This is a genomic window from Qipengyuania gelatinilytica, assembly GCF_019711315.1.
Classification (GTDB): Bacteria; Pseudomonadota; Alphaproteobacteria; order Sphingomonadales; family Sphingomonadaceae; genus Qipengyuania; species Qipengyuania gelatinilytica.
The window spans coordinates 376,262-396,548 of the sequence record NZ_CP081294.1; the positions used below are offsets into that span (position 1 = coordinate 376,262).

The 20,287-nt window shown below is 62.0% G+C and carries 22 protein-coding genes and 1 tRNA gene; 15 read left to right on the forward strand and 8 right to left on the reverse strand.

All coding sequences use genetic code 11. The annotated features are described in order from the left end of the window. Positions 1–5: 5 nt before the first annotated feature. From K3136_RS01845 to rodA, 4 genes are read left to right on the forward strand one after another with little or no spacing between them, the layout of a single operon-like run. Positions 6–896 (forward strand): rod shape-determining protein MreC, encoded by an 891-nt coding sequence (locus K3136_RS01845; protein WP_221431236.1) that lies wholly within the window; start codon positions 6–8, stop codon positions 894–896. Continuing rightward, complete coding sequence (locus K3136_RS01850) at positions 896–1,447, forward strand: rod shape-determining protein MreD (RefSeq protein WP_221431237.1); 552 nt, start codon at positions 896–898, stop codon at positions 1,445–1,447. The genes K3136_RS01845 and K3136_RS01850 overlap by 1 nt, the downstream gene beginning before the upstream one ends. Continuing rightward, entirely contained in the window at positions 1,447–3,582 is a 2,136-nt protein-coding gene (mrdA, locus tag K3136_RS01855) for a penicillin-binding protein 2 (protein ID WP_221431238.1), read from the forward strand. The genes K3136_RS01850 and mrdA overlap by 1 nt, the downstream gene beginning before the upstream one ends. After that, a complete protein-coding gene (rodA, locus tag K3136_RS01860) occupies positions 3,579–4,697 on the forward strand; it encodes a rod shape-determining protein RodA (protein WP_221431239.1) in 1,119 nt (372 codons plus the stop codon). The genes mrdA and rodA overlap by 4 nt, the downstream gene beginning before the upstream one ends. 4 nt (positions 4,698–4,701) lie before the next feature. Here the strand turns inward: rodA and K3136_RS01865 are convergent, their stop codons facing one another. After that, positions 4,702–5,412 carry a helix-turn-helix transcriptional regulator gene (locus K3136_RS01865; protein ID WP_221431240.1) on the reverse strand — a complete coding sequence of 237 codons (711 nt, stop codon included), beginning with the start codon at positions 5,410–5,412 and terminating at the stop codon, positions 4,702–4,704. Positions 5,413–5,539: 127 nt separating this feature from the next. Here K3136_RS01865 and K3136_RS01870 point away from each other — a divergent pair, with 127 nt between their 5' ends. The 4 genes from K3136_RS01870 to ribH all read left to right on the forward strand — a co-directional run bounded on the left by K3136_RS01870 (position 5,540) and on the right by ribH (position 7,833). Next, positions 5,540–5,866, forward strand: coding sequence for a hypothetical protein (locus K3136_RS01870; RefSeq protein ID WP_221431241.1), 327 nt, complete (start codon positions 5,540–5,542; stop codon positions 5,864–5,866). A gap of 107 nt (positions 5,867–5,973) precedes the next feature. Beyond that, positions 5,974–6,049, forward strand: a tRNA-Lys gene (locus K3136_RS01875). 117 nt (positions 6,050–6,166) lie between these two features. After that, complete coding sequence (gene ribB / locus K3136_RS01880) at positions 6,167–7,405, forward strand: 3,4-dihydroxy-2-butanone-4-phosphate synthase (RefSeq protein WP_221431242.1); 1,239 nt, start codon at positions 6,167–6,169, stop codon at positions 7,403–7,405. 5 nt (positions 7,406–7,410) lie between these two features. After that, positions 7,411–7,833, forward strand: coding sequence for a 6,7-dimethyl-8-ribityllumazine synthase (gene ribH, locus K3136_RS01885; RefSeq protein WP_221431243.1), 423 nt, complete (start codon positions 7,411–7,413; stop codon positions 7,831–7,833). Here ribH and K3136_RS01890 read toward each other — a convergent pair. Further along, positions 7,830–8,921, reverse strand: coding sequence for an Rv3169 family protein (locus tag K3136_RS01890; protein ID WP_221431244.1), 1,092 nt, complete (start codon positions 8,919–8,921; stop codon positions 7,830–7,832). The two genes, ribH and K3136_RS01890, sit on opposite strands and share 4 nt — an antisense overlap. 11 nt (positions 8,922–8,932) lie before the next feature. Beyond that, on the reverse strand, positions 8,933–9,967 hold the full coding sequence (locus K3136_RS01895; RefSeq protein WP_247711398.1) for an aminoglycoside phosphotransferase family protein: 1,035 nt from the start codon (positions 9,965–9,967) through the stop codon (positions 8,933–8,935). Positions 9,968–10,043: 76 nt separating this feature from the next. Between K3136_RS01895 and K3136_RS01900 the strand changes: the two genes are divergently transcribed. Beyond that, complete coding sequence (locus K3136_RS01900; RefSeq protein WP_221431246.1) at positions 10,044–10,295, forward strand: hypothetical protein; 252 nt, start codon at positions 10,044–10,046, stop codon at positions 10,293–10,295. A 4-nt stretch (positions 10,296–10,299) separates the two neighbouring features. Here the strand turns inward: K3136_RS01900 and eno are convergent, their stop codons facing one another. Continuing rightward, entirely contained in the window at positions 10,300–11,589 is a 1,290-nt protein-coding gene (eno, locus tag K3136_RS01905; protein WP_221431247.1) for a phosphopyruvate hydratase, read from the reverse strand. A gap of 175 nt (positions 11,590–11,764) precedes the next feature. Here eno and K3136_RS01910 point away from each other — a divergent pair, with 175 nt between their 5' ends. The 6 genes from K3136_RS01910 (at position 11,765) to K3136_RS01935 (ending at position 14,584) form a co-directional block, all read left to right on the forward strand. Continuing rightward, entirely contained in the window at positions 11,765–12,400 is a 636-nt protein-coding gene (locus K3136_RS01910; RefSeq protein ID WP_221431248.1) for a hypothetical protein, read from the forward strand. Positions 12,401–12,424: 24 nt separating this feature from the next. After that, positions 12,425–12,856, forward strand: coding sequence for a phage holin family protein (locus tag K3136_RS01915; RefSeq protein ID WP_221431249.1), 432 nt, complete (start codon positions 12,425–12,427; stop codon positions 12,854–12,856). Next, a complete protein-coding gene (locus K3136_RS01920; RefSeq protein ID WP_221431250.1) occupies positions 12,849–13,175 on the forward strand; it encodes a hypothetical protein in 327 nt (108 codons plus the stop codon). The genes K3136_RS01915 and K3136_RS01920 overlap by 8 nt, the downstream gene beginning before the upstream one ends. A gap of 49 nt (positions 13,176–13,224) precedes the next feature. Beyond that, entirely contained in the window at positions 13,225–13,734 is a 510-nt protein-coding gene (locus tag K3136_RS01925; protein WP_221431251.1) for a hypothetical protein, read from the forward strand. 107 nt (positions 13,735–13,841) lie between these two features. Beyond that, positions 13,842–14,072, forward strand: a complete 231-nt coding sequence (locus K3136_RS01930; protein WP_221431252.1) for a DUF4170 domain-containing protein — start codon at positions 13,842–13,844, stop codon at positions 14,070–14,072. A gap of 11 nt (positions 14,073–14,083) precedes the next feature. Further along, the gene (locus tag K3136_RS01935) at positions 14,084–14,584 is read left to right on the forward strand and encodes a GNAT family N-acetyltransferase (RefSeq protein WP_221431253.1); all 501 of its coding nucleotides are present in this window, start codon (positions 14,084–14,086) and stop codon (positions 14,582–14,584) included. Between the two features lie 55 nt (positions 14,585–14,639). Here K3136_RS01935 and greA read toward each other — a convergent pair whose 3' ends face one another. From greA to carA, 4 genes are all read right to left on the reverse strand, one after another. Next, positions 14,640–15,107 carry a transcription elongation factor GreA gene (gene greA / locus K3136_RS01940; protein WP_221431254.1) on the reverse strand — a complete coding sequence of 156 codons (468 nt, stop codon included), beginning with the start codon at positions 15,105–15,107 and terminating at the stop codon, positions 14,640–14,642. A gap of 114 nt (positions 15,108–15,221) precedes the next feature. Continuing rightward, the gene (carB, locus tag K3136_RS01945; RefSeq protein ID WP_221431255.1) at positions 15,222–18,545 is read right to left on the reverse strand and encodes a carbamoyl-phosphate synthase large subunit; all 3,324 of its coding nucleotides are present in this window, start codon (positions 18,543–18,545) and stop codon (positions 15,222–15,224) included. Positions 18,546–18,557: 12 nt separating this feature from the next. After that, on the reverse strand, positions 18,558–19,052 hold the full coding sequence (locus K3136_RS01950) for a hypothetical protein (protein ID WP_221431256.1): 495 nt from the start codon (positions 19,050–19,052) through the stop codon (positions 18,558–18,560). After that, the gene (carA, locus tag K3136_RS01955; RefSeq protein WP_221431257.1) at positions 19,052–20,227 is read right to left on the reverse strand and encodes a glutamine-hydrolyzing carbamoyl-phosphate synthase small subunit; all 1,176 of its coding nucleotides are present in this window, start codon (positions 20,225–20,227) and stop codon (positions 19,052–19,054) included. Before carA ends, K3136_RS01950 begins: the two co-directional genes overlap by 1 nt. Between the last annotated feature and the right edge of the window lie 60 nt (positions 20,228–20,287).

Sequence of the window (20,287 nt, forward strand, 5' to 3'; positions counted from 1 at the left end):
AGGCAATGGCGCCGAGTGGCCAGCGGCGCTCCAGCTATTCCAAGCGGGCGCAGTACAATCTGTTCACCGGCTATATCCTTGCCGGGATCGGCGCCCTGCTGGGCGCCATCCTGCTTGGGTTGTCCTTTTTCCAGCCAACGCTGTTCGGAGGTCCGAGAGGCGCGGCGCAGGATGCCGCCTCACCAGCGACAGAAACCGTCGCGGCGGCGCGAACCGGATCGAAGGGCCTGTGGGACTCGATCAGCGGCTACTACCGGGCCGGCTCCAAGAATGCCGAACTGCGCCGCGAGATGGAACTGGCGCGAATCCGCCTGCAAGAAGCCGAGGCCATTCGTCAGGAAAATCTTCGGCTGAAGGGCTTGCTGGACCTGCAGGACAAGGATCGCACGCCCGTTGCAGTTGCCCGCCTAATCGGCTCCTCTTCCACAAGCACGCGCCGGTTCGCCTACCTCGGCGCAGGTTCGGATGACGGTGTCACTGTCGGCATGCCCGTTCGCAGCCCGCGCGGCGTGGTCGGGCGCATCCTCGAAACCGGCGGCAGTTCCTCGCGCGTACTCCTGCTGACAGACAGCGAAAGCGTGCTTCCGGTCCGCAGGGCTGGCGACGAGATCGTCGCCTTTGCCGAAGGACGCGGTGACAGCCTGCTCAGGATCAAGCTCATCAATCTCGGGATCAACCCGCTCAGGCCCGGCGATATGTTCGTCACCAGCGGCGCGGGTGGATATTACCCGCCCGGTATTGCCGTGGCGATCGTGACGGAGCTTACCGATGACGGCGGCCTTGCCCGCATCGTCAGCGATCCTGCCGCGACCGACTTCGTTGCCATCGAACCGATCTTCGAACCCGAGGCAGCCCAAGGGGCCACCACGCCGATCGAAGAAGAGCTGGGCGACTGATGGAGCGTAACGATCCGCGCGCGCGAAGCGACGCATACGGCAGCAGGATCAATCGCTCGCACTCGCCGTTTCTCGCCAACGTCATTCCCTGGGCCAGTATCATGCTGGCATCGCTCCTCCCGGTATTCGCGATCGCGGCAGCCCTGCCCATGGTGCCGCCGCTCGGTTACCTGATGCTGGTCGGATGGAGACTTGTGCGTCCCGGACTGCTGCCTATCTGGGCAGGCTTCCCGCTCGGGCTGTTCGATGACCTGTTCAGCGGCCAGCCCTTCGGCTTCGCAATCCTGCTATGGTCGTTGACGATGCTGGTGATCGAGGCCATCGAACTGCGCCTCCCGTGGCGCGCTTTCTGGCAGGATTGGTTCACCGCCGGTATATTAACCGTGAGCTATCTGCTGTTCGGCTGGTTGTTGTCCGGCGCCACTCCTTCCATACCTTCGCTTGTCGCTCTCGTGCCCCAACTTGTCCTTTCAATCCTGCTGTTTCCCATCCTCGCCCGCATCGTTGCGCGGCTCGACGAATTGCGCCTGAAGCGCTGGAAGCGCGTCTGATGGGTATCTTCGGACGTCGCAAGATCGGCGCGAAGCCGCGCGAGCTGGTGAGCCAGACCACGCTCGAGAACGCCTTCAACCGGCGTACTTTCGTGATCGGCGGGGCGATGGGCGGAATCGGTACCATCCTCGCCACCCGCATGGCTTATATCGCCATTGCCGAGAACGAGCGCTGGGTGCTCGAATCCGAGAGTAACCGTGTAAACCTCTCGCTCATTCCCCCGCGCCGGGGCTGGATTCTCGACCGCAACGGCGCCCCGCTCGCCTCCAACCGCGCCGACTTCCGTGTCGACGTCATCCCCGACCGGATGAATGATCCGGAGCAGACGCTCTCGGCTCTCGCCGACATTCTCGACCTGCCCGATACGACCGTGGCCGACATCAGCAAGCGCATCGATGACGCGCGCGGTTTCCAGCCTGTCGAGATCGCGGTCGGCCTGAATTACGATCAGTTCGCGGCCATCAGCGTGCGCCTTCCGGACCTGCCCGGCGTCGTGCCGCAAAGAGGCTTCTCGCGCTTCTATCCCACCGGGCCGAGCGTCGGGCATTTGCTGGGATACGTCGGACCGGCATCGGCAGAGGAATACGAGGAGCGCCCCGACCCGATCCTGATCACGCCCGGCTACAAGATCGGCAAGGACGCGCTCGAGCGACAGTTCGAGCAGGACCTCCAGGGCAAGCCCGGTGCAAGGCGCGTCGAGGTAACCGCCTCGGGCCGCATCGTCCGCGATCTCGAGACCCGCGAGGACGTCCAGGGCGAACCGGTCCGCCTCACGATCGATGGCCCCCTGCAAGATTATGCCGCCCGTCGCATCGGTCTCGAAAGCGGGTCATGCGTGGTGCTCGATTGCGAAACGGGTGACGTGCTGTGCATGTCCTCGATGCCGAGCTTCGACCCGAACAGCTTTTCTCAAGGCATCGGCCGCGTCGAGTATGCGATGCTGCGCGACGATGAACGCGTGCCGCTGCGCAACAAGGTCCTGAAGGGGCTTTATCCGCCCGGCTCAACCGTCAAGCCGATGCATTGCATGGCGTTCCTCGATGCGGGTGTGCGACCCGACGAGGCGATCATGTGCAATGGCGGGCGCCGGATCGGCAATCGCTTCTTCAATTGCTGGAGCAACCACGGCCGCGTCGACATGGCGAAGGCGATTTACCAGAGCTGCGATAGCTATTTCTATCATTTCGCCCAGCAGGTCGGCTTCGAGAAAGTCGCCGAGTGGGCTCACAAGATGGGATTGGGTGAAGAGTTCGATCTGCCCGTGACCAGCCAGTTTTACGGCACCGTCCCCTCACCCGAATGGAAACTACGCCGGCGCGACAGCGAGTGGCAGCCCTATGACACGGTCAACTCGTCGATCGGCCAAGGGTATTATCTCGTCAATCCGCTTCAGCTGGCAGTTATGAGCGCAAGGCTCGCGACGGGCGACAGGGTCATGCCGCGACTGAGACTGACCGAAGACAAGCCAAAGTTCGAGCATTTCGCCTTCAGTGACGCGGAAATCGGATACGTTCGGCAGGCCATGAGTGATGTGGTCAACGGCCCGGGTACCGCAGGCCGTGCGCGGCTGCCTTTCGATGATATCAAGATGGCCGGCAAGACCGGTACCGCACAGGTCGTTTCGCTCAGCATCTCAAACGGCAAGACCGGCCCGTGGAAGTATCGCGACCACGGCTTGTTCGTGTTCTTCGCCCCCTTCGACAAGCCCAAGTATGCGGGCGCGGTCGTTATCGAGCACGGCGGCGGGTCGGGCTCTGCCTATCCGATCGCCCGCGATGTGATGACCTACCTGTTCGATCCGGCGAAGGGCATGGAAGCCCTGCGTGCCCTGGAAGAACAGTGGGGCGGTACGGCACAGCAACGCCTCGATTCCAAGTACCGTGCCTATGCAGCCGCGGCCGGCGCTTCGGTTCCACCGGTCCCGACACGCGACGAGGACATCTTCGACCAGGTCGAGGCGGAAGCCAGGATTGCAGCACGGCCCGACAAGGAACTGGCCGAAGGCACCAACCGGCGACGCGAGGATGACGAGACGAGCAGCCAGATAAGCCGCGCTCCGCCCTCCGCCCAAACTCCGGAGCGCCAGGCTGGAGCCGCAGCCGCAAACGAGGCAGCGCAGGATTCCGGCCAATGAGCGGGATCGTACCGCAGCCGATTGCGCGGCAGCCGTGGCAAATGCTCTTTCCGCTGTTCGGGCTCATCGGCTTCGGCGCACTCGTGCTGACCTCCGCAGCGGCCGGCAATTTCGATCTCTACGCGAAATCCCACCTGGTCCGCTTTGTCGTGCTCTTCGCCATGGCGGTGGTGATCTCGCGCCTGTCCAAGCCTCTGGTCAGCTTCTTCACCTATCCGGCCTACCTCGTGATCCTGCTGTTGCTGATGGCGGTGGAGATCGTCGGGCAAGTCGGCGGTGGTAGCCAGCGCTGGCTTGAAGTCGGCCCGATCCGTCTCCAGCCATCCGAGCTCATGAAACCTGCCGTCGTGGTGGCGCTTGCCCATTACTACGGCTCGCTCCCGGTAGGCATGATCCCGAACTGGCGCGCATTGCTGCCGGCGGGCGGGATTATCCTTGCGCCGATGGCCTTCGTACTCTTGCAGCCGGACCTGGGCACCTCGCTGGCGATCGCCTTCGGCGGCGGCGTCGTGATGTTCTTGGCCGGATTGCCGATCAGGTGGTTCATATTTGCCGGAATAGCGGGCCTTGCGGCCATACCCCTGGCCTTTTTCTTCGCGCTTCAGCCCTATCAGCAGGATCGTGTGACGACATTCCTCGATCCCGAAAGCGATCCGCTCGGCGAAGGCTACCAGATCACGCAATCCAAGATCGCGATCGGATCGGGGGGAATATTCGGCAAGGGTTTCAACGAGGGTTCGCAGAGCCATCTCAATTACTTGCCCGAACCGCATACCGACTTCGTGTTCGCCACCATGGCAGAGGAATGGGGATTCGTCGGCGGCCTTTTCGTTCTTGCCGCATTCGCGGTGATCCTGCGTTGGGGCCTGTCGGTCGCCCGCGCTGCGAATGACCGCTTCTCAAAGCTGCTCGCGGCCGGGATGACCGCGACGATTTTCTTTTACGTCGCGATCAACCTCTTGATGGTGATGGGTTTCGCTCCTGTGGTGGGCATTCCGCTGCCCTTCATCAGCCACGGCGGCAGTTCGATGATGACCAACATGATCTGCATCGGCGTGCTGATGATGGTGCACCGCTGGAACCGCAACGCACCGCGGACGGGACTGATAACCTAGGTTGCTAGAAGTGGATCAGGCCGAGCCTTAGTCCCTTGACCGTTGCGGCGACCTTGTCGCCCACGCCGAGCTTCTCGTAGAGGCGCTTCACATAGGTCTTCACAGTGTCTGGCGATATCGAGAGGATCGTCGCAATATTGGCGGCACTCTTGCCCAACGACATCCAGTGCAGGACCTCCAGCTCGCGCTCGGAGAGATCCACTGCTTCCTCGCCATGCACCGTGATCTGGCAAATCTTGACGTGCGCGGCCTGCATTATGCCGTGAAGCAAAGTTATCAACCCTTCGGGCATTTCCCCTGGCGGCTTCTCGAACACCATCGCCGCATATCCATCGCGCGACTGTGGTCCATAAAGCGAAAAGCTGACGCCGTTCAGCTGGCCGAATTCGCGCATACGCTTGAAATAGTTCACGGCCACCGGATCATCCGCGGTCATGGCGACAGCCTTGTGCCAGCTAAGGATGGGTGGATTTGCGAATACGAGCGCAGGTACCGGGTCGATTTTCATCAACCCCTCCTCGACGAAAGTCTCCAGCGCACCTTCCGGAAATCCTATGCCGTGTACGAATGTCCGCTCGGAGTTGGGCGTCTCGAACCGCGGGAAGCAGTGGTAGCTCAGGGCCGTAGCACCACGTTCCGAGGCAAACGCGTATACGTATGCGAGGATCTCCTCGCCATCGTCGATTTTCTCGAAATGTGCTGCAAATTCCTGCATTTAACCTACGGCCTTGGACGATGTCACCCACCAAGGGGACTTTATCCGTCCAATCATGAATATATCTGCCTCAAACTATCCAATCAAGCGAAGGGGGAGCGCGTTATGATTCGCGAAGGGAATTACCGTGCCCGATCGAAATCGCGCTCCGTCGGAACGCCCGATCAACATTGATGAATTAGACTGTGCTGCGATCGCCGATCTTGCAGGCGATGGCGCCTGCCGCGCAGTACTCGAAAGCGTGTGCGAGCGCTCCCGGACCGGACAGGAAAGCACCGTCTGGGAAATCCACCAGGTAACGGGCCTGCCGCTCCACGAAGCGTTCGCCGCCCTGCGCACGCTCGAATACGGCAAGGTCATCGACATCGTCGACAATCCCAGCGATCCTTTCGGCGCGAAAATCCGCCTTCTGCTCGAAGGTTTCGCAGCCATGAAACGACGCAATGTGGCCTGATCGCATTTTGACCCTTTTATTCGTCGAGACAGCCGCTATATGAGCGCCTCCCCCGAGTCGGGGGCCGCCCGCAACACCGGGCGAAACGCGGAAATGACCGTGAGTGTGGACGCATAGCTCAGTTGGTAGAGCAGCTGACTCTTAATCAGCGGGTCCTAGGTTCGAGCCCTAGTGCGTCCACCATTTTTCCCCATCCAGATGATCCAGCCAGGCGCTTGTTCGTGCGCCTAACCCCTGCTGATCACATACGATGTGTCACATCATTGCCTGTCACATTCTGATGTGATAGGCGCTCAAGGCATGAACACGATCGAAAAGGTCCGCACCATCGTCGGCAACGGTCTCATGACCCGTGCCGGCCTCGCCCGCGCCGCCGGGCTCCATGCCAATACGCTCCGTGACTGCACCGAGGAAGGTTGGAACCCGACGGCCGAAACCCTCGGCAAGCTCGAGGCCTTCCTTGAAGCCAATGACGAGACGCCTGTCATCGTCGGCGCGGAAGAGATTATCGACGAAGCCCGCAATGGCCGAATGTTCATCCTGGTCGATGACGAGGACCGCGAGAACGAGGGCGACCTGGTCATCCCGGCGCAGATGGCGACGCCCAATGCCATCAACTTCATGGCAACCCACGGTCGCGGGCTGATCTGCCTTTCGCTCGATACGAAGCGCGTGAAGGCGCTCGGCCTCGAGCCGATGAGCCGCGACAACCGGGAAAGCATGCAGACCGCTTTCACTATTTCCATCGAAGCCAAGACGGGTGTGACCACCGGCATCAGCGCGGCAGACCGCTCGCGCACCGTCTCGGTCGCAATCGACCCCACCAAGGGCCCCGACGACATTGTCACGCCGGGCCACGTCTTCCCGCTCACCGCACGCGATGGCGGCGTCCTCGTCCGTGCCGGTCATACCGAAGCTGCGGTAGATATCTCGCGTCTGGCCGGCCTCAATCCTTCTGGCGTGATCTGCGAGATCATGAAGGACGACGGGACCATGGCGCGGCTCGATGACCTGGTGACCTTCGCGCGCAAGCACGACATGAAGATCGGCACGATCCGCGACCTGATCGAATACCGCATGCGGTACGACCACCTGGTCGAGCGGATTGCAGAAGACACGTTCGATTCCGATTACGGCGGTGCTTGGCGCATGCTGACGTACCGCAACACGGTCGACGGCAGCGAAAGCTATGTCCTCCAGAAGGGCGAAGTGAAGGAAGGCGCGCCTACCCTCACCCGCGTACACCCGATTTCGATCTTCGATGACGTCCTTGGCAAGCCGGGGCCGCGCAAGCGCACACTGCAGCGCGCCATGCAGGCCGTCGGCGAACATGGCTCGGGCGTGATCGTGATCATCACCGGGCGTCCCGCCGCCGGTTACGGCGAAAGCGAGGCCGAACGTAATGTCGGCATCGGTTCGCAAATCCTTGCCGACCTCGGTGTCGAGGACATGATCCTGCTCAGCAATTCGCAACCCAACGTCGTCGCGATCGAGGGCTACGGCCTCAATATCGTCGACCACATGCCCATTCCGGAGTGAACCCCATGGCCAATTTCCTGATCGTCGAAGCGCGCTTTTACGACCATCTGAACGACATGCTGGTCGCAGGTGCAAAAGCTGCGCTCGAGGCAGCCGGACACAGCGTGGAGGTACTCACCGTTCCAGGCGCGCTCGAGATCCCCGGTGCAATCGCCATGGCGGCCGAAACCGGACGTTATGACGGCTTCGTCGCTATTGGCGTGGTCATCCGCGGCGAGACTTACCACTTCGAAATCGTGGCAGGCGAAAGCGCTCGCGGCATCATGGCGCTGACCATGGATGGCATCGCAATCGGCAACGGCATCATCACGGTCGAAAACGAAGAGCAGGCTATCGTGCGGGCCGACCCGACCAAGAAAGACAAGGGCGGGGAAGCCGCGAAGGCAGCACTCGCATTGCTCGATCTCCGGGGCCGCTTCGCAGCCTAGGACGCCCCGTCGACCATGCCGGTAAGCCCCAGCGGGGCGAATGGGCCGATGATCAGCTGTTCGAAAACGCCGATCCCTTCGCTGCCGTCATTGCCGGATACCCTGACGAGCGTCTGCACATGCAGGTTTTCGGGCGCGAGCGGGTCGAGCGCATCGAGGGCGATGTCCTCGCGCTCCACCTCCAGGGTGCCATGATGCAGGCCGTGATTCCATTCCGGATGGGTGTATCCGAGCCCGCGCATCTGGAACCGCCCGAGCGGGTCGAACGTGACCTGTTCGGGCGCGCCCATGACCGCAAGCGAAAGCGTCCCGCCTGACGGCCAGCGCGTGTCCGGCTGGAGCCGCGTGCGCATGCTGCCGTGGCCTTCCGCGATATCCTGCGCATCCGCCCCGTCCGGCGCCCAGGCCGCGCGGGTGTTCCACGCCCTGCCCTGCGTGTCGTTATTGACGTGGAAGAACAGGCTTCCGTTCGGAAAGCTGATTGGCGTCCACTGCCAGAAAAAGCTCGGCAGCGGCGCCCCGGGCATAGGCTGCGGGTCACGTGCGCCGACAGGCCTGACGCCCCAACTGCGATCTCGCGTTCCCGCGGTCCCTTCCGCCATGTCATGACGCTCGCCATCGAGTGAAATCCAGCCCTCGTAATGGCCGTTCTGGGTCATGCGCGTGTAATCCATGAAGGCACGCGGTCCGATGCGGTGGGTGAAGCGCGGCTCCTCGATCGGGAAAGCGCGTCCGGTGAAGGTAAACTCGCCCGCGATATCCTCCGTCTCGTCGATGGTAACCTTGAGGGCATGGAGCGGTTCGATCACCTCGATCGCAATCGGGCCGACCCGCATCGACATCCGCTCCATCCCCATTTCGGCGCTGGCGTGTAGGCAATATTGGGTGTCGCCACGGATGAAGCTGAAATGCGCATCGGCGACATCCAGGTGCGGATAGACCCCGAATGCCAGCGCGAAGAAGCCGCTCCCGTCGGGCGCATAGCCATTGAAGAAATAGCGATCGTAGAAATTCCGGTCCGTGCCTGCGTAGGCGACCGGTTCGGCCGTCTGGTGGATCGGGAATTCATCACCTTTGGAAAGCGCCATGATCAGGTCTCCTAAAGCACGGACAGGCTATCGTGGCGGAGCGCCAGTGAACAGGCACCGCGGGCCATGGACAGGAAATTGTCATCCCCGCGCGGCGTCCTCTCGACAAAGGCCGCGCTGAACACGGCAGTCGAAACCCCGTGCAAAATGCCTAGGCTGTAATCGCGGGTCATCCGATCCGGATCGATCTCGACCCCGCGCTGCGCCATCTCGGCATAGTAGAGATCGAGCAGCTCGCCTTCATGATCGAGGCCGAGCTGGCCGATCCCGCAACCAAGAAAATAGCCGACATCGTTCATCGGGTTGCCGACTGTCGTCGTCTGCCAGTCGAGGATGGCGATGGGCTCCGCCCCGCCGCGTACATCGAAGAGCATGTTGTCGAGGCGGAAGTCGCCGTGGACGAGGCACCGGGGTTCCGCGTCGCGCTGGAAATATTGCGCGGCGCGTTGTGCCAGCCCGTCACACAAATCCATCAGTTCCGGCTCCAGCGATGAGGCGTAACGCTCGCGGAATATGGCCTGGGCCTGCGGATACATCATGCTGACTGTCGCGCCGAGATTTTCGGGCGGCTGGACCCACTCGGCCTGCAGGATGTCCGCCCTCCCCCAGCTCGGCGCATGAATGGCGGCGGCCTGCCGAATGGCCTGCCGGGCATCTTCGATACCGCACCCCGCGATCTGGTCGCCCTGCCGTGCCGGAGCGAGATCTTCGAAGAGCAGGCAGAATTCCGCGCCATCTTCGGTAACGACTGCAAAGTGCACACCCGGCGCGCGTACGTCGACCAATGGCGCCGCCTGTCGGTAAAATTCCACTTCCTTGCGGTAGAGGCCGAACTGGACCGCAGTCCCGCGGCTAGCCGCATCGGCCGCTGGAAACTTGCCGGCCAATGTTGGCGGAACGCCTTCGCCTTCGAGATGGAAACGGACGCTGTCGCCGACCTGACCCGTTCCGATCGGCTCCCAGCGGACCGATGAAACCTGCGTGCCCAGAATGGCGCCGAGCCAGTCGGGCGTCACCTCGTCAGGAAGAACCGGAAAACCTGCCAAGCCCCTCTCCCACAAGAGCAATTGCGGAACGCTAGCTTGCGGAAAGCGTCGTGGCAAACATGGGGAAGAGGATATCATGAACGGACCGGTGGAATGGATTGCCTCGATCGGCACCGTCCTTGCCGCGTCGATGATCGCATTCGATCTCGGACGCCGTGCGACTGGATGGGGCTTTGTCCTGTTCTGCCTCGTATCGACGCTGTGGATCTACATCGGCATCACGCAGGGCGCACTGCCCCTGGCCGCGATGAACGGCCTGCTGCTGCTCATCAACGGCTGGGGTGTCTATCAGTACTGGTTGCACCCGAAGAACCGGGCCGACAACTAGGTCTTCAGCAGACGATCTTTCCGAGACAGTCGCGGCCCGCATAGAGCGCGCTGTCGCCCAGCTCTTCCTCGATGCGGATGAGCTGGTTGTACTTGGCGAGCCGGTCGCTGCGCGCAAGGCTGCCGGTCTTGATCTGGCCGCAGTTGGTGGCAACCGCGAGATCGGCAATGGTGGCATCCTCGGTCTCGCCCGAACGGTGCGACATGACTGCAGTGTAGCCCGCGCGGTTTGCGATGTTCACCGCGTCGAGCGTTTCGGACAGCGTGCCGATCTGGTTGACCTTGACGAGCAGCGAGTTGGCGAGACCCTGGACGATACCTTCGCGCAGGCGCTGCGGGTTGGTGACGAAGAGGTCGTCGCCTACCAGCTGCACGCTGTTTCCGATCCGATCGGTCAAGGCCTTCCAGCCTTCGAAGTCGTCTTCGGCCATGCCGTCCTCGATCGAACGGATCGGATACTCGGCGCACAGCTTGTCGAGATATTCGGCCATTTCCACGCCGGTCAGCGAAAGCTTCTCGCCAGAGATCTCGTACTTGCCGTCCTTGAAGAATTCGGTCGATGCGCAATCGAGCGCGAGAACGATGTCTTTACCCGGCTTGAAGCCGGCCTGTTCGATCGATGCCATGATGAAATCGAGCGCATCGCGCGTGCTTGCAAGGTTCGGGGCGAAGCCGCCCTCGTCTCCAACCGAGGTGGCGAGACCCTTTTCATGCAGCTTCTTCTTGAGCGTATGGAACACCTCGGCACCCCAGCGCACGGCCTCCACCAGGCTGTCGGCTCCCACGGGCATGACCATGAATTCCTGGATGTCGATCGGGTTGTCGGCATGCTCGCCGCCGTTGATGATGTTCATCATCGGGACCGGAAGGACGTGCGCCGAAACGCCGCCGATGTAGCTGTAGAGCGGCAATCCGCGAGCATTTGCCGCAGCCTTTGCGGTTGCCATGCTGACACCAAGGATGCCGTTCGCGCCAAGGCGCCCCTTGTTGGGCGTATTGTCGAGGGCAATCATCGAGTGATCGATATCGCGCTGGTCTTCGGCATCGAAGTTACCGATCAGCAGGTCGCGGATCTCGGTATTGACCGCGTCGACCGCCTTGGTGACGCCCTTGCCGAGGTAGCGGGCCTTGTCGCCATCGCGCAGCTCGACGGCTTCATGCGCGCCGGTCGAGGCACCCGAAGGCACCGCAGCGCGGCCGAAGCTTCCATCTTCAAGCAAAACGTCGACTTCGACCGTGGGATTGCCCCGACTGTCGAGGATTTCACGAGCGTGGATGTCGATGATTGCGGTCATTGGAAGCGTGACTCCGGAGACAGGTGTTGTAATTCAGTAAAACACCCCCAAGTCGAGGGTTGGAAAGCGCTCTATTCGTCGGAACAACGGCGCGCAAGTTGCGTTGCACCATAGAACACCCGGTTTGTGACAAACGCCGGGGAATGAATACGAATTGAGGGCAAGGACGAGAGCAATGGCAGATTCCACCGCATCAGGCGCTTCGAAAAAGCGCAAGACTTCCACCGCAAAGAAAACAGGCACTGCGAAAAAGCCGCGCAAGACCGTGGCCAAGACCAGTACCGCCAAGGAGATGACACCCGTGACCAACACCGCAACCACCGACACCACCACCGCCAACCCGCATCGTGCCGAAGCCAAGAGCCGTTTCAATGCCGCTCTCGAAGAAGCCAAGGCAGGTGCAGCCGCGCTCAAGGCCGAAGGTCAGGAACGCGCCGCAGCTTACCGCGGCCAGGCCAAGGGCAAGAGCGAAGACTGGGTTGCCGATGCCAAGGCCTATGGCGCCGATGCCAAGGTCAAGGGCAAGGAACTCGCCACCGAAGGCAAGGTGAAGACCAGCGAAGGCCTGCGTTCGCTGAGCAAGACCATCACCGAAAACGCGCACCAGGTCGATGAGAAGCTCGGTGCGAAATATGGCGACTACGCACGTAGCGCCTCGAGCGCGCTCGACGATTACGCATCCAAGCTCGACCAGAAGAGCGTCGACGATCTCGTCGAAGACGGCCGCGAATTCGTCCGCAAGAGCCCGGGTACTGCAATCGGCATCGCTGCTGTTGCAGGCTTCCTGATCTCGCGCCTGTTCCGTCGCTGATAACGATCAGCAGCTGGGGGCCCGATGGTAGATAGTGAAACACAGGATCGGGCGGACTACGAAGGTCCGCTCGACCTGCCCGACGATTACGATCCGGAAGAGGATGGCGAGGGACAGCACGGTCCTTCGCTTACCGACGACCTGTTCGCTCTTCTCGAAGACGGGAAGACTTACGCCGAGGCGGAAGTCGCCTACCAAAAGAGCCGCGCCGGCTTCACGGCCAATCGCCTTAAGGGCGCCATTGCTTTCGGGCTTGGCGCCTTTGGCGTGCTCCACCTAGCCCTGATCTCCTTCACCGTCGGTGCCGTCATCGCGCTCATGCCCTTGCTCGGCCCGTGGGGCGCAACGGGAGTGGTAACGTTGGCCCTGATAATTGCCGGAGTGGTCCTGCTCATGTTGCTCAAGGGCCGCATCGACGACATCCGCGATGCTTTCACGGACGGCAACAATGAGTGATCGCAAGGCTCGCATGCTCGAAGACAAGTACCTGCGCGACTCCGCGCGGGCGCTGGTCGAAGCCGATATCAAGCACATCAAGGCCGACTTCGCCCACAAGGGCCTTGGCGAACGCGCGATGGACCGCGTGACCGAGGGCGCGATGGACCTCTACGAAGAAGCCATCGACGTGGCGGAGGACAACAAGGGCGCCCTCGCCGCCTTGGTCGCCGCCATCGTTGTGTGGTTCGCAAGGAACCCGCTGCTGGAGCTGTTGGGAATTGTGAACGACGAAGAGGACGAGGATTGGGACGAAACCTCAGACGGCTCGGAACGCTGACCCCCCGCGAACCGTTATAGCTACGAACACAAATTCAAGAGGTTTACCCATGTCCGACACAGCAAAGACCAACGTCACCCCGATCAGCGCAGACAGCAAGCTGACCGACGCTGAAAAGCGCGATCAGCTGCGCGCGCGCATCGAAGCAGGCGAACGTCGCAATGAAGAACGCTCGTTTGCCGATCAGGCGAAGGACGTCGCCGACAGCGCCATCGAATTTGCAAAGAAGCACCCGGTTGCAACCGTTGCGGGCGCAGTCGTCGTCGGGCTTGCTATCGGCGCCATGACCCGCCGCGGCCGCGAGCTTGGCCGTCGTGGTGGATCGCTTGCATCCTATGCGACGGATGCCGCTATCGCCTACGGTCTTTCGATGATCGAAGGTGCCGGCGACAAGTTCGAAGATTTCAGCGACGCAGCCGGAACGCAGGCCCGCCGCATCAAGCGCGACGCCGGTTATCGGCTCGACTCGATGGGCGACACCGTCCGCTCGAGCAGTCGCCGTGCAAGCCGCAAATCCTCGCGCGCCTATCGCGACCTTCGCGCGCGTCTGACCAACTAAACCGAATCTAAACCAAAACCACGTAGCGGCGTGACGGGCTTGCCTGTCGCGCCGCTTTCGTTATTGGCGTGGCCAAATTTCCTCCTCCCCAAGCGAAAGAACCGATCATGGAAGAAAAAGAGAGCAAGCAGACGCTTTACCTGGTGATGGGTGGCCGCGTGACCGATCCGCGCAGCGTTACCTTCTCGGATCCCGAGAGCATCCACGTCGCCGGTGTTTACTCCACCTATGAAGATGCAGAAAGCGCATGGCGCGGTAACGCGCAGCGCACGGTCGACGATGCCGAAATGAAGTACGTTATCGTCCACCTCCACAAGCTGCTCGATCCCGACGCCTGAGGACAAACACGATGGGTTATTCGATCCGCTCATTCGAGGACGGCGATGCGGAAGCGCTCGCCGAACTCGGCCGCGCTGCGATCGGAGCCATCGGACCGGACGCCTATAGCGAAGAACAGGTAGAGGCCTGGCTGGCGAATTTCGCCGGGCCCGAGGTCTACCAGGCGCAGGCAGATGCAGGTACGCAGATCTTCATCGCCACTGATGAGGACGATGAACCGGTTGCCTATGCGATGCTGGAGCAGACCGGCCATCTCGACCATCTCTATTGCCATCCCGACCACACGAAGGAAGGGCTGGCCACCAGCCTGCTCGAGACGGCAGCGTTATACGCCAAGTATCACGGGATCACCCACCTCTTCACCGAGGCGAGCCACATCGCAAAGCCCGCTTTCGAAAAAGCCGGCTATAACGCGATGAAAAAGCGGACCTTCGAGATCGATGGTGTGGAAATCACGAACTGGGCGATGGTGAAGACGATCGACCCGGCACGAGGCAGGCGCACCGCCTGAACAGAAAAACCCCGCACGAGGCGGGGTTTTTGCATATTCGGTCGCGCTGAGAAGATCAGATAAATTCGATCTTTTCGATCAGGTAGAACTTGTCGCCGCTGGGCACGGTGACTTCCACTTCATCTTCCAGCTGCTTGCCGATCAGGGCACGCGCAATCGGCGAGGTGTAGCTGATGCGGCCCTTATTGGCGTCTGCTTCGGTCTGACCGACGATCTGGTATTTGACCGGCTTGTCGTCTTCGTCGAGCAGCGTCACCGTCGCGCCGAAGATAACCTTGTCGCCCGACAGCGTGGTCGGATCGATGATCTGCGCGCGGCTGATCTTGTCTTCAAGGTCGCCAATCATCGCCTCTACCTGGCCCTGGCGTTCCTTGGCGGCATGGTATTCGGCGTTTTCCGAGAGGTCGCCGTGCGCGCGTGCTTCCTCGATCGCGTCGACGATACGGGGCCGTTCCGCGCGCAGAAGCTTGAGGTCTGCGGTCAGCTTCTCATAGCCCTCTGCCAGCATGGGCACTTTATCCATGGGGCTTCAATCCTTCCTGCTTTGCGAACCTTCCCCGGACAATTCGACCCCGGTCCGCGAATTTGCGGAACCTTGCGCGGTCGAATGTGAGGAAGGGGTACGCGTGTGTTCTTGTCAGCTATAATAGTCTTGCAAGGAACGCACTTCAAGCTGCTCGGTCGAAACCTCCGCAATCGCACGTGCCGCGGCCAGGCTCCCGGCCGCGGTCGTGTAGTAGGGAAGCTTCTTTTCGAGCGCCGCTTCACGGATGGACTTGCTGTCCAGGAGCGACTGCCAGCCCTCTGTGGAATTGAAGATCAGCGCCACTTCGCCGTCGATGATCGCATCGACGATATGCGGACGTCCTTCGGCGACCTTGTTGACCCGTTCCACGTCGAGCCCCTGCTCGGACAGGAACCGCTGGGTTCCGCCGGTCGCGATAACCTTGAAGCCCTGTTCGAGGATGGTCCTGACCGCCGGAAGGATGACTTCCTTGTCGCTGTCCTTGACCGAAACGAACACCGTCCCTTCGGTCGGCAGGCGCATACCGGCCCCGAGCTGCGACTTGTAGAAGGCTGCCGGGAAACTGCGGTCGATGCCCATCACCTCGCCGGTGGATTTCATCTCGGGCGAGAGCACGGGGTCCGCACCCGGGAAACGGGCGAAGGGGAAGACGGCTTCCTTCACGGCCATATGATCGGGCCGCAGGTTGAAGGGTTCGAAATTCGAAAGCGGCTCGCCTGCCATGACGCGTGCTGCCACCTTGGCGACCGGCTGGCCGATCGCCTTGGCGACGAAAGGCACGGTGCGGCTGGCGCGCGGGTTGACCTCGATCAGGTAGACCTCGCCATCCTTGACTGCGAACTGCACATTCATGAGGCCGCGTACGTCGAGCGCCTGGGCAAGCGCAGTGGCCTGGCGTTCCATTTCCTCCACGATTTCGTCGGGGAGGCTGTACGGCGGCAGCGTGCAGGCACTGTCGCCCGAGTGGACGCCCGCTTCCTCGATATGCTGCATGACGCCAGCAATGCGGACTTCGCTGCCATCCGAAATGACGTCGACATCGCATTCGATCGCATCGCGCAGGTACTGATCGACCAGAACGGGGCTGTCGCCCGACACGTTCACTGCGGTGTTGATGTAGTCATCGAGCTGCGGTTCGCTGTCGACGATCTCCATCGCGCGGCCGCCCAGCACATAGCTCGGGCGGAGGAGGACCGGATATCCGATGCGCGCAGCGGCTGCGGCGGCCTCGTCACGGCTCTTGGCAATACCGTTGAGCGGCTGTTTGAGGTTGAGCTTGTTGACCAGCTTGGCAAACCGCTCGCGGTCTTCGGCGAGGTCGATCGCGTCCGGCGAAGTGCCGAGGATCGGGATGCCTTCCCGCTCAAGCGCAGCCGCAAGCTTCAGAGGCGTCTGGCCACCGAACTGGACGATCGTGCCGACCACTTCGCCCCTGGACATTTCCGTGCGCATGATTTCGAGGACGTCCTCCTCGGTCAGCGGCTCGAAATAGAGGCGGTCCGATGTGTCGTAGTCGGTCGAAACCGTCTCCGGGTTGCAGTTGACCATGATGGTCTCGAACCCGGCTTCGGCCAGCGCGAAACAGGCGTGGACACAGCAGTAATCGAACTCGATGCCCTGCCCGATACGGTTCGGGCCGCCGCCGAGGATGACGATCTTCTTGCGGTCGCTGGGGTCGGCCTCGTCCTCGCTCTCACCGAAACTGGGCGCTTCGTAGGTCGAGTACATGTAGGGCGTGATCGCCTCGAATTCGGCGGCGCAGCTGTCGATGCGCTTGTAGACCGGGTAGACGCCCAGCTTGTGGCGCAGCTTGCGCACTTCCTGTTCGCTCGTCGCGCCCGCCATGGCGCGCAGCGCGTCGTGCAGCAGGCCCGAGCGGCGGGCCTGCGTTTCAGCCATGCCGCCAGCCACACCCACCGAACGCACCGCAAGCGTTGCAAGACGCTTGTCGGAGAAGCCCATTGCCTTCAGGCGGCGCATCTCCGTCGCATCGCGCGGCAGGCCGTTGTGGCCGAGCATGTTCTCTTCGTAGATGATCGCTTCGATCTGGCGCAGGAACCAGGGGTCGAAGCCAGTGATCTGCGCGATTTCCTCGACCGTGAATTCCTCGCGGAATGCCTGCGCGATCTTGAGGATACGATCAGGGGTGCGCTGGCTGAGCGAGGCGGTGATCTTTTCCTTGGACACGCCTTCGAGCTCGGGAACACGATTGAACCCGTCGAGGCCGGTTTCCAGACCGCGCAGCGCCTTCTGCATCGATTCCGCAAAGCAGCGACCGATCGCCATGACCTCGCCGACCGACTTCATCGCGGTCGACAGCTCGTTCTTCGAACCCTTGAACTTCTCGAATGCGAAGCGCGGGATCTTGGTCACGACATAGTCGATGGTCGGCTCGAAGCTGGCTGGGGTCGCGCCGGTGATCTCGTTCTGGATTTCGTCCAGCGTGTAGCCGACGGCGAGTTTCGCGGCGACGCGAGCAATCGGGAAGCCGGTGGCCTTGGATGCGAGCGCCGAGGACCGCGAAACGCGCGGGTTCATCTCGATCACGATAAGGCGGCCATCCTTGGGATTGACTGCGAACTGTACGTTCGAACCACCTGTTTCCACCCCGATTTCACGCAGCACCTCGATCGAGGCGGTGCGCATGATCTGGTATTCTTTATCGGTCAGCGTCAGCGCGGGAGCGACCGTGATGGAGTCGCCGGTATGCACGCCCATCGGATCGACGTTCTCGATCGAACAGATGATGATGCAATTGTCCTTGCGGTCGCGCACCACCTCCATCTCGTACTCTTTCCAGCCGAGGAGCGATTCCTCGATCAGGACCTCGGTGGTGGGCGATGCGTCGAGACCTTCGCGCACGATGCGTTCGAACTCGGCCTTGTTGTAGGCAATGCCGCCCCCGGTGCCGCCGAGCGTGAAGCTGGGGCGGATGATCGCGGGCAGGCCGGTGCGTTCGAGCACGGCATAGGCTTCCTCGACCGTGTTCGCGACGCCGCTGCGCGCGCTTTCCAGCCCGATCGCGTCCATCGCCTCGCGGAAACGCTGGCGGTTTTCGGCCTTGTCGATCGCATCGGCATCGGCGCCGATCATTTGCACGCCGTATTTCTCCAGCGTGCCGTCATTGAAGAGCGACAGCGCGCAGTTCAGCGCCGTCTGCCCGCCCATCGTGGGCAGGACCGCGTCGGGGCGTTCCTTTTCGATGATCTTGGCGACGATCTCGGGCGTGATTGGCTCGACATAGGTCGCATCGGCCATTTCCGGATCGGTCATGATCGTGGCAGGGTTCGAGTTCACCAGGATGACCCGGTATCCCTCTTCCTTCAGCGCTTTGATCGCCTGCGTGCCGGAATAGTCGAACTCGCAGGCCTGGCCGATGATGATCGGGCCGGCGCCGATTACGAGGATCGAGGAAATGTCTGTGCGTTTGGGCATGGGAGCTTTCGTCTATGATCCGCTGATCGCTGCGCGCTGGCTGTCGGTGGAGAAATACTTGCCGTCGAAACCGGCGGTGATGTCGGTCCGGACCTCTTCCGGGATGCGGCATTTGGAAGCCACTCTTCCGATGACGCTGTCGATCCGGTCGCGCACGGTCATGATCTGGCCGCTCTCGTCATCGATGGGGGTGAAGCTTTCCTCCGCCATCTCGTTCCCCTCGCCGTTCATGCACGGGAACACCGAGGCCCGCACGGTAGCACGCGGGCCATCCGAACCGGGTGCGAGCGAGTAGGCCAGCGTAAGCTGGTTTAGCTGGCGCTTCAGCTGGAAGGCGCCATCATCGTCGGTCCCTACGGCCCAGCCGGTATCGACCTGAGGGACTGCTGCAGGACCTGCCTCGCCATTTGCCGCATGCGACGCAGTATCGGAACTACCGCAAGCTGCGAGCGACAAAGCCAGTACCGCTGCTACGACAGCCGAGTGCGTGCGCTTGAAAGTAATCATCAAAGCATCCCCACGAATTTTTCGAAGAGGTAGAAACTGTCCTGCGGCCCGGGGCTCGCCTCGGGGTGATACTGGACCCCGAAGGCCTTCTTGCCCTTGATCGTGATCCCGCAATTGGTGCCGTCGAAGAGCGAGACGTGGGTCTGCTCGACCGTTTCCGGCAGCGTCTCGGCATCGATGGCGAAACCGTGGTTCATGCTGGTGATCTCGACGAGCCCCTCGCTCTCACCCCAGCCCTCGCCTACACGCTGGACAGGGTGATTGGCGCCGCGATGGCCCTGGAACATCTTGGCGGTCCTGGCGCCAGCCGCGAGGCCGAGCATCTGGTGACCAAGGCAGATACCGAACAGCGGGATATCGCGTTCAAGCAGGCCCTGGATGACCGGGACAGCGTATTCGCCGGTTGCAGCCGGATCGCCGGGGCCGTTCGACAGGAACACCCCGTCGGGTTGCAGCGCGAGGATGTCCTCGAGGCTGGTGCGCGCCGGAACGACCGTGACCTTCGCACCGGCCTTCACGAGGTTGCGGAAGATGTTGTCCTTTGCGCCATAGTCGATGGCAACAACGTGGGGCTTGGCATTGTCGGCCTCTGCATAGCCTGTGCCGAGCTGCCAGTAGCCTCCCTTCCAGTCCTCGCGGTCGTCGCGGGTGACGCCGGGAACCAGGTCGAGGCCTTCAAGCCCGCTCCATTCCGCGGCCTGCTTTTTCAGAGCCTTCAGGTCGAACTGTCCGCGCGGGTTGTGCGCGATCACGGCATTGGGTGCGCCTTGCGCCCTGATACGGCGGGTAAGCGCGCGGGTATCGACGCCTGAAAGGCCGATCTTGCCGTGCTTGGCGCACCATTCGACGAACTCGTCGCGGGCGCGGAAATTCGAATGGCGGGTCACGTCCTGCCGCACGATCAGGCCGACCGCGCCAAGGCCGCGGCTTTCGACGTCTTCCTCGTTCGCGCCGACATTGCCGATATGCGGGAAGGTGAAGGTGACGATCTGGCTGTCATAGGAGGGATCGGTCATCACCTCCTGGTAGCCGGTCATGGCGGTATTGAAGCACACCTCGCCCACCGCGCTGCCGGTGGCGCCGAAGCCTTTGCCCCAGATGCAGGTGCCATCTGCGAGGACGATGACTCCCGTCGCGTCTTTAGGTTGCGCGTGCGAGAATGCGGACAGGGCCATGGGCGCTCCGGGTCAGGGGGTTTCCAGCGATGTGTGCTAAGTCCCAGCCGCTAGGGTGCG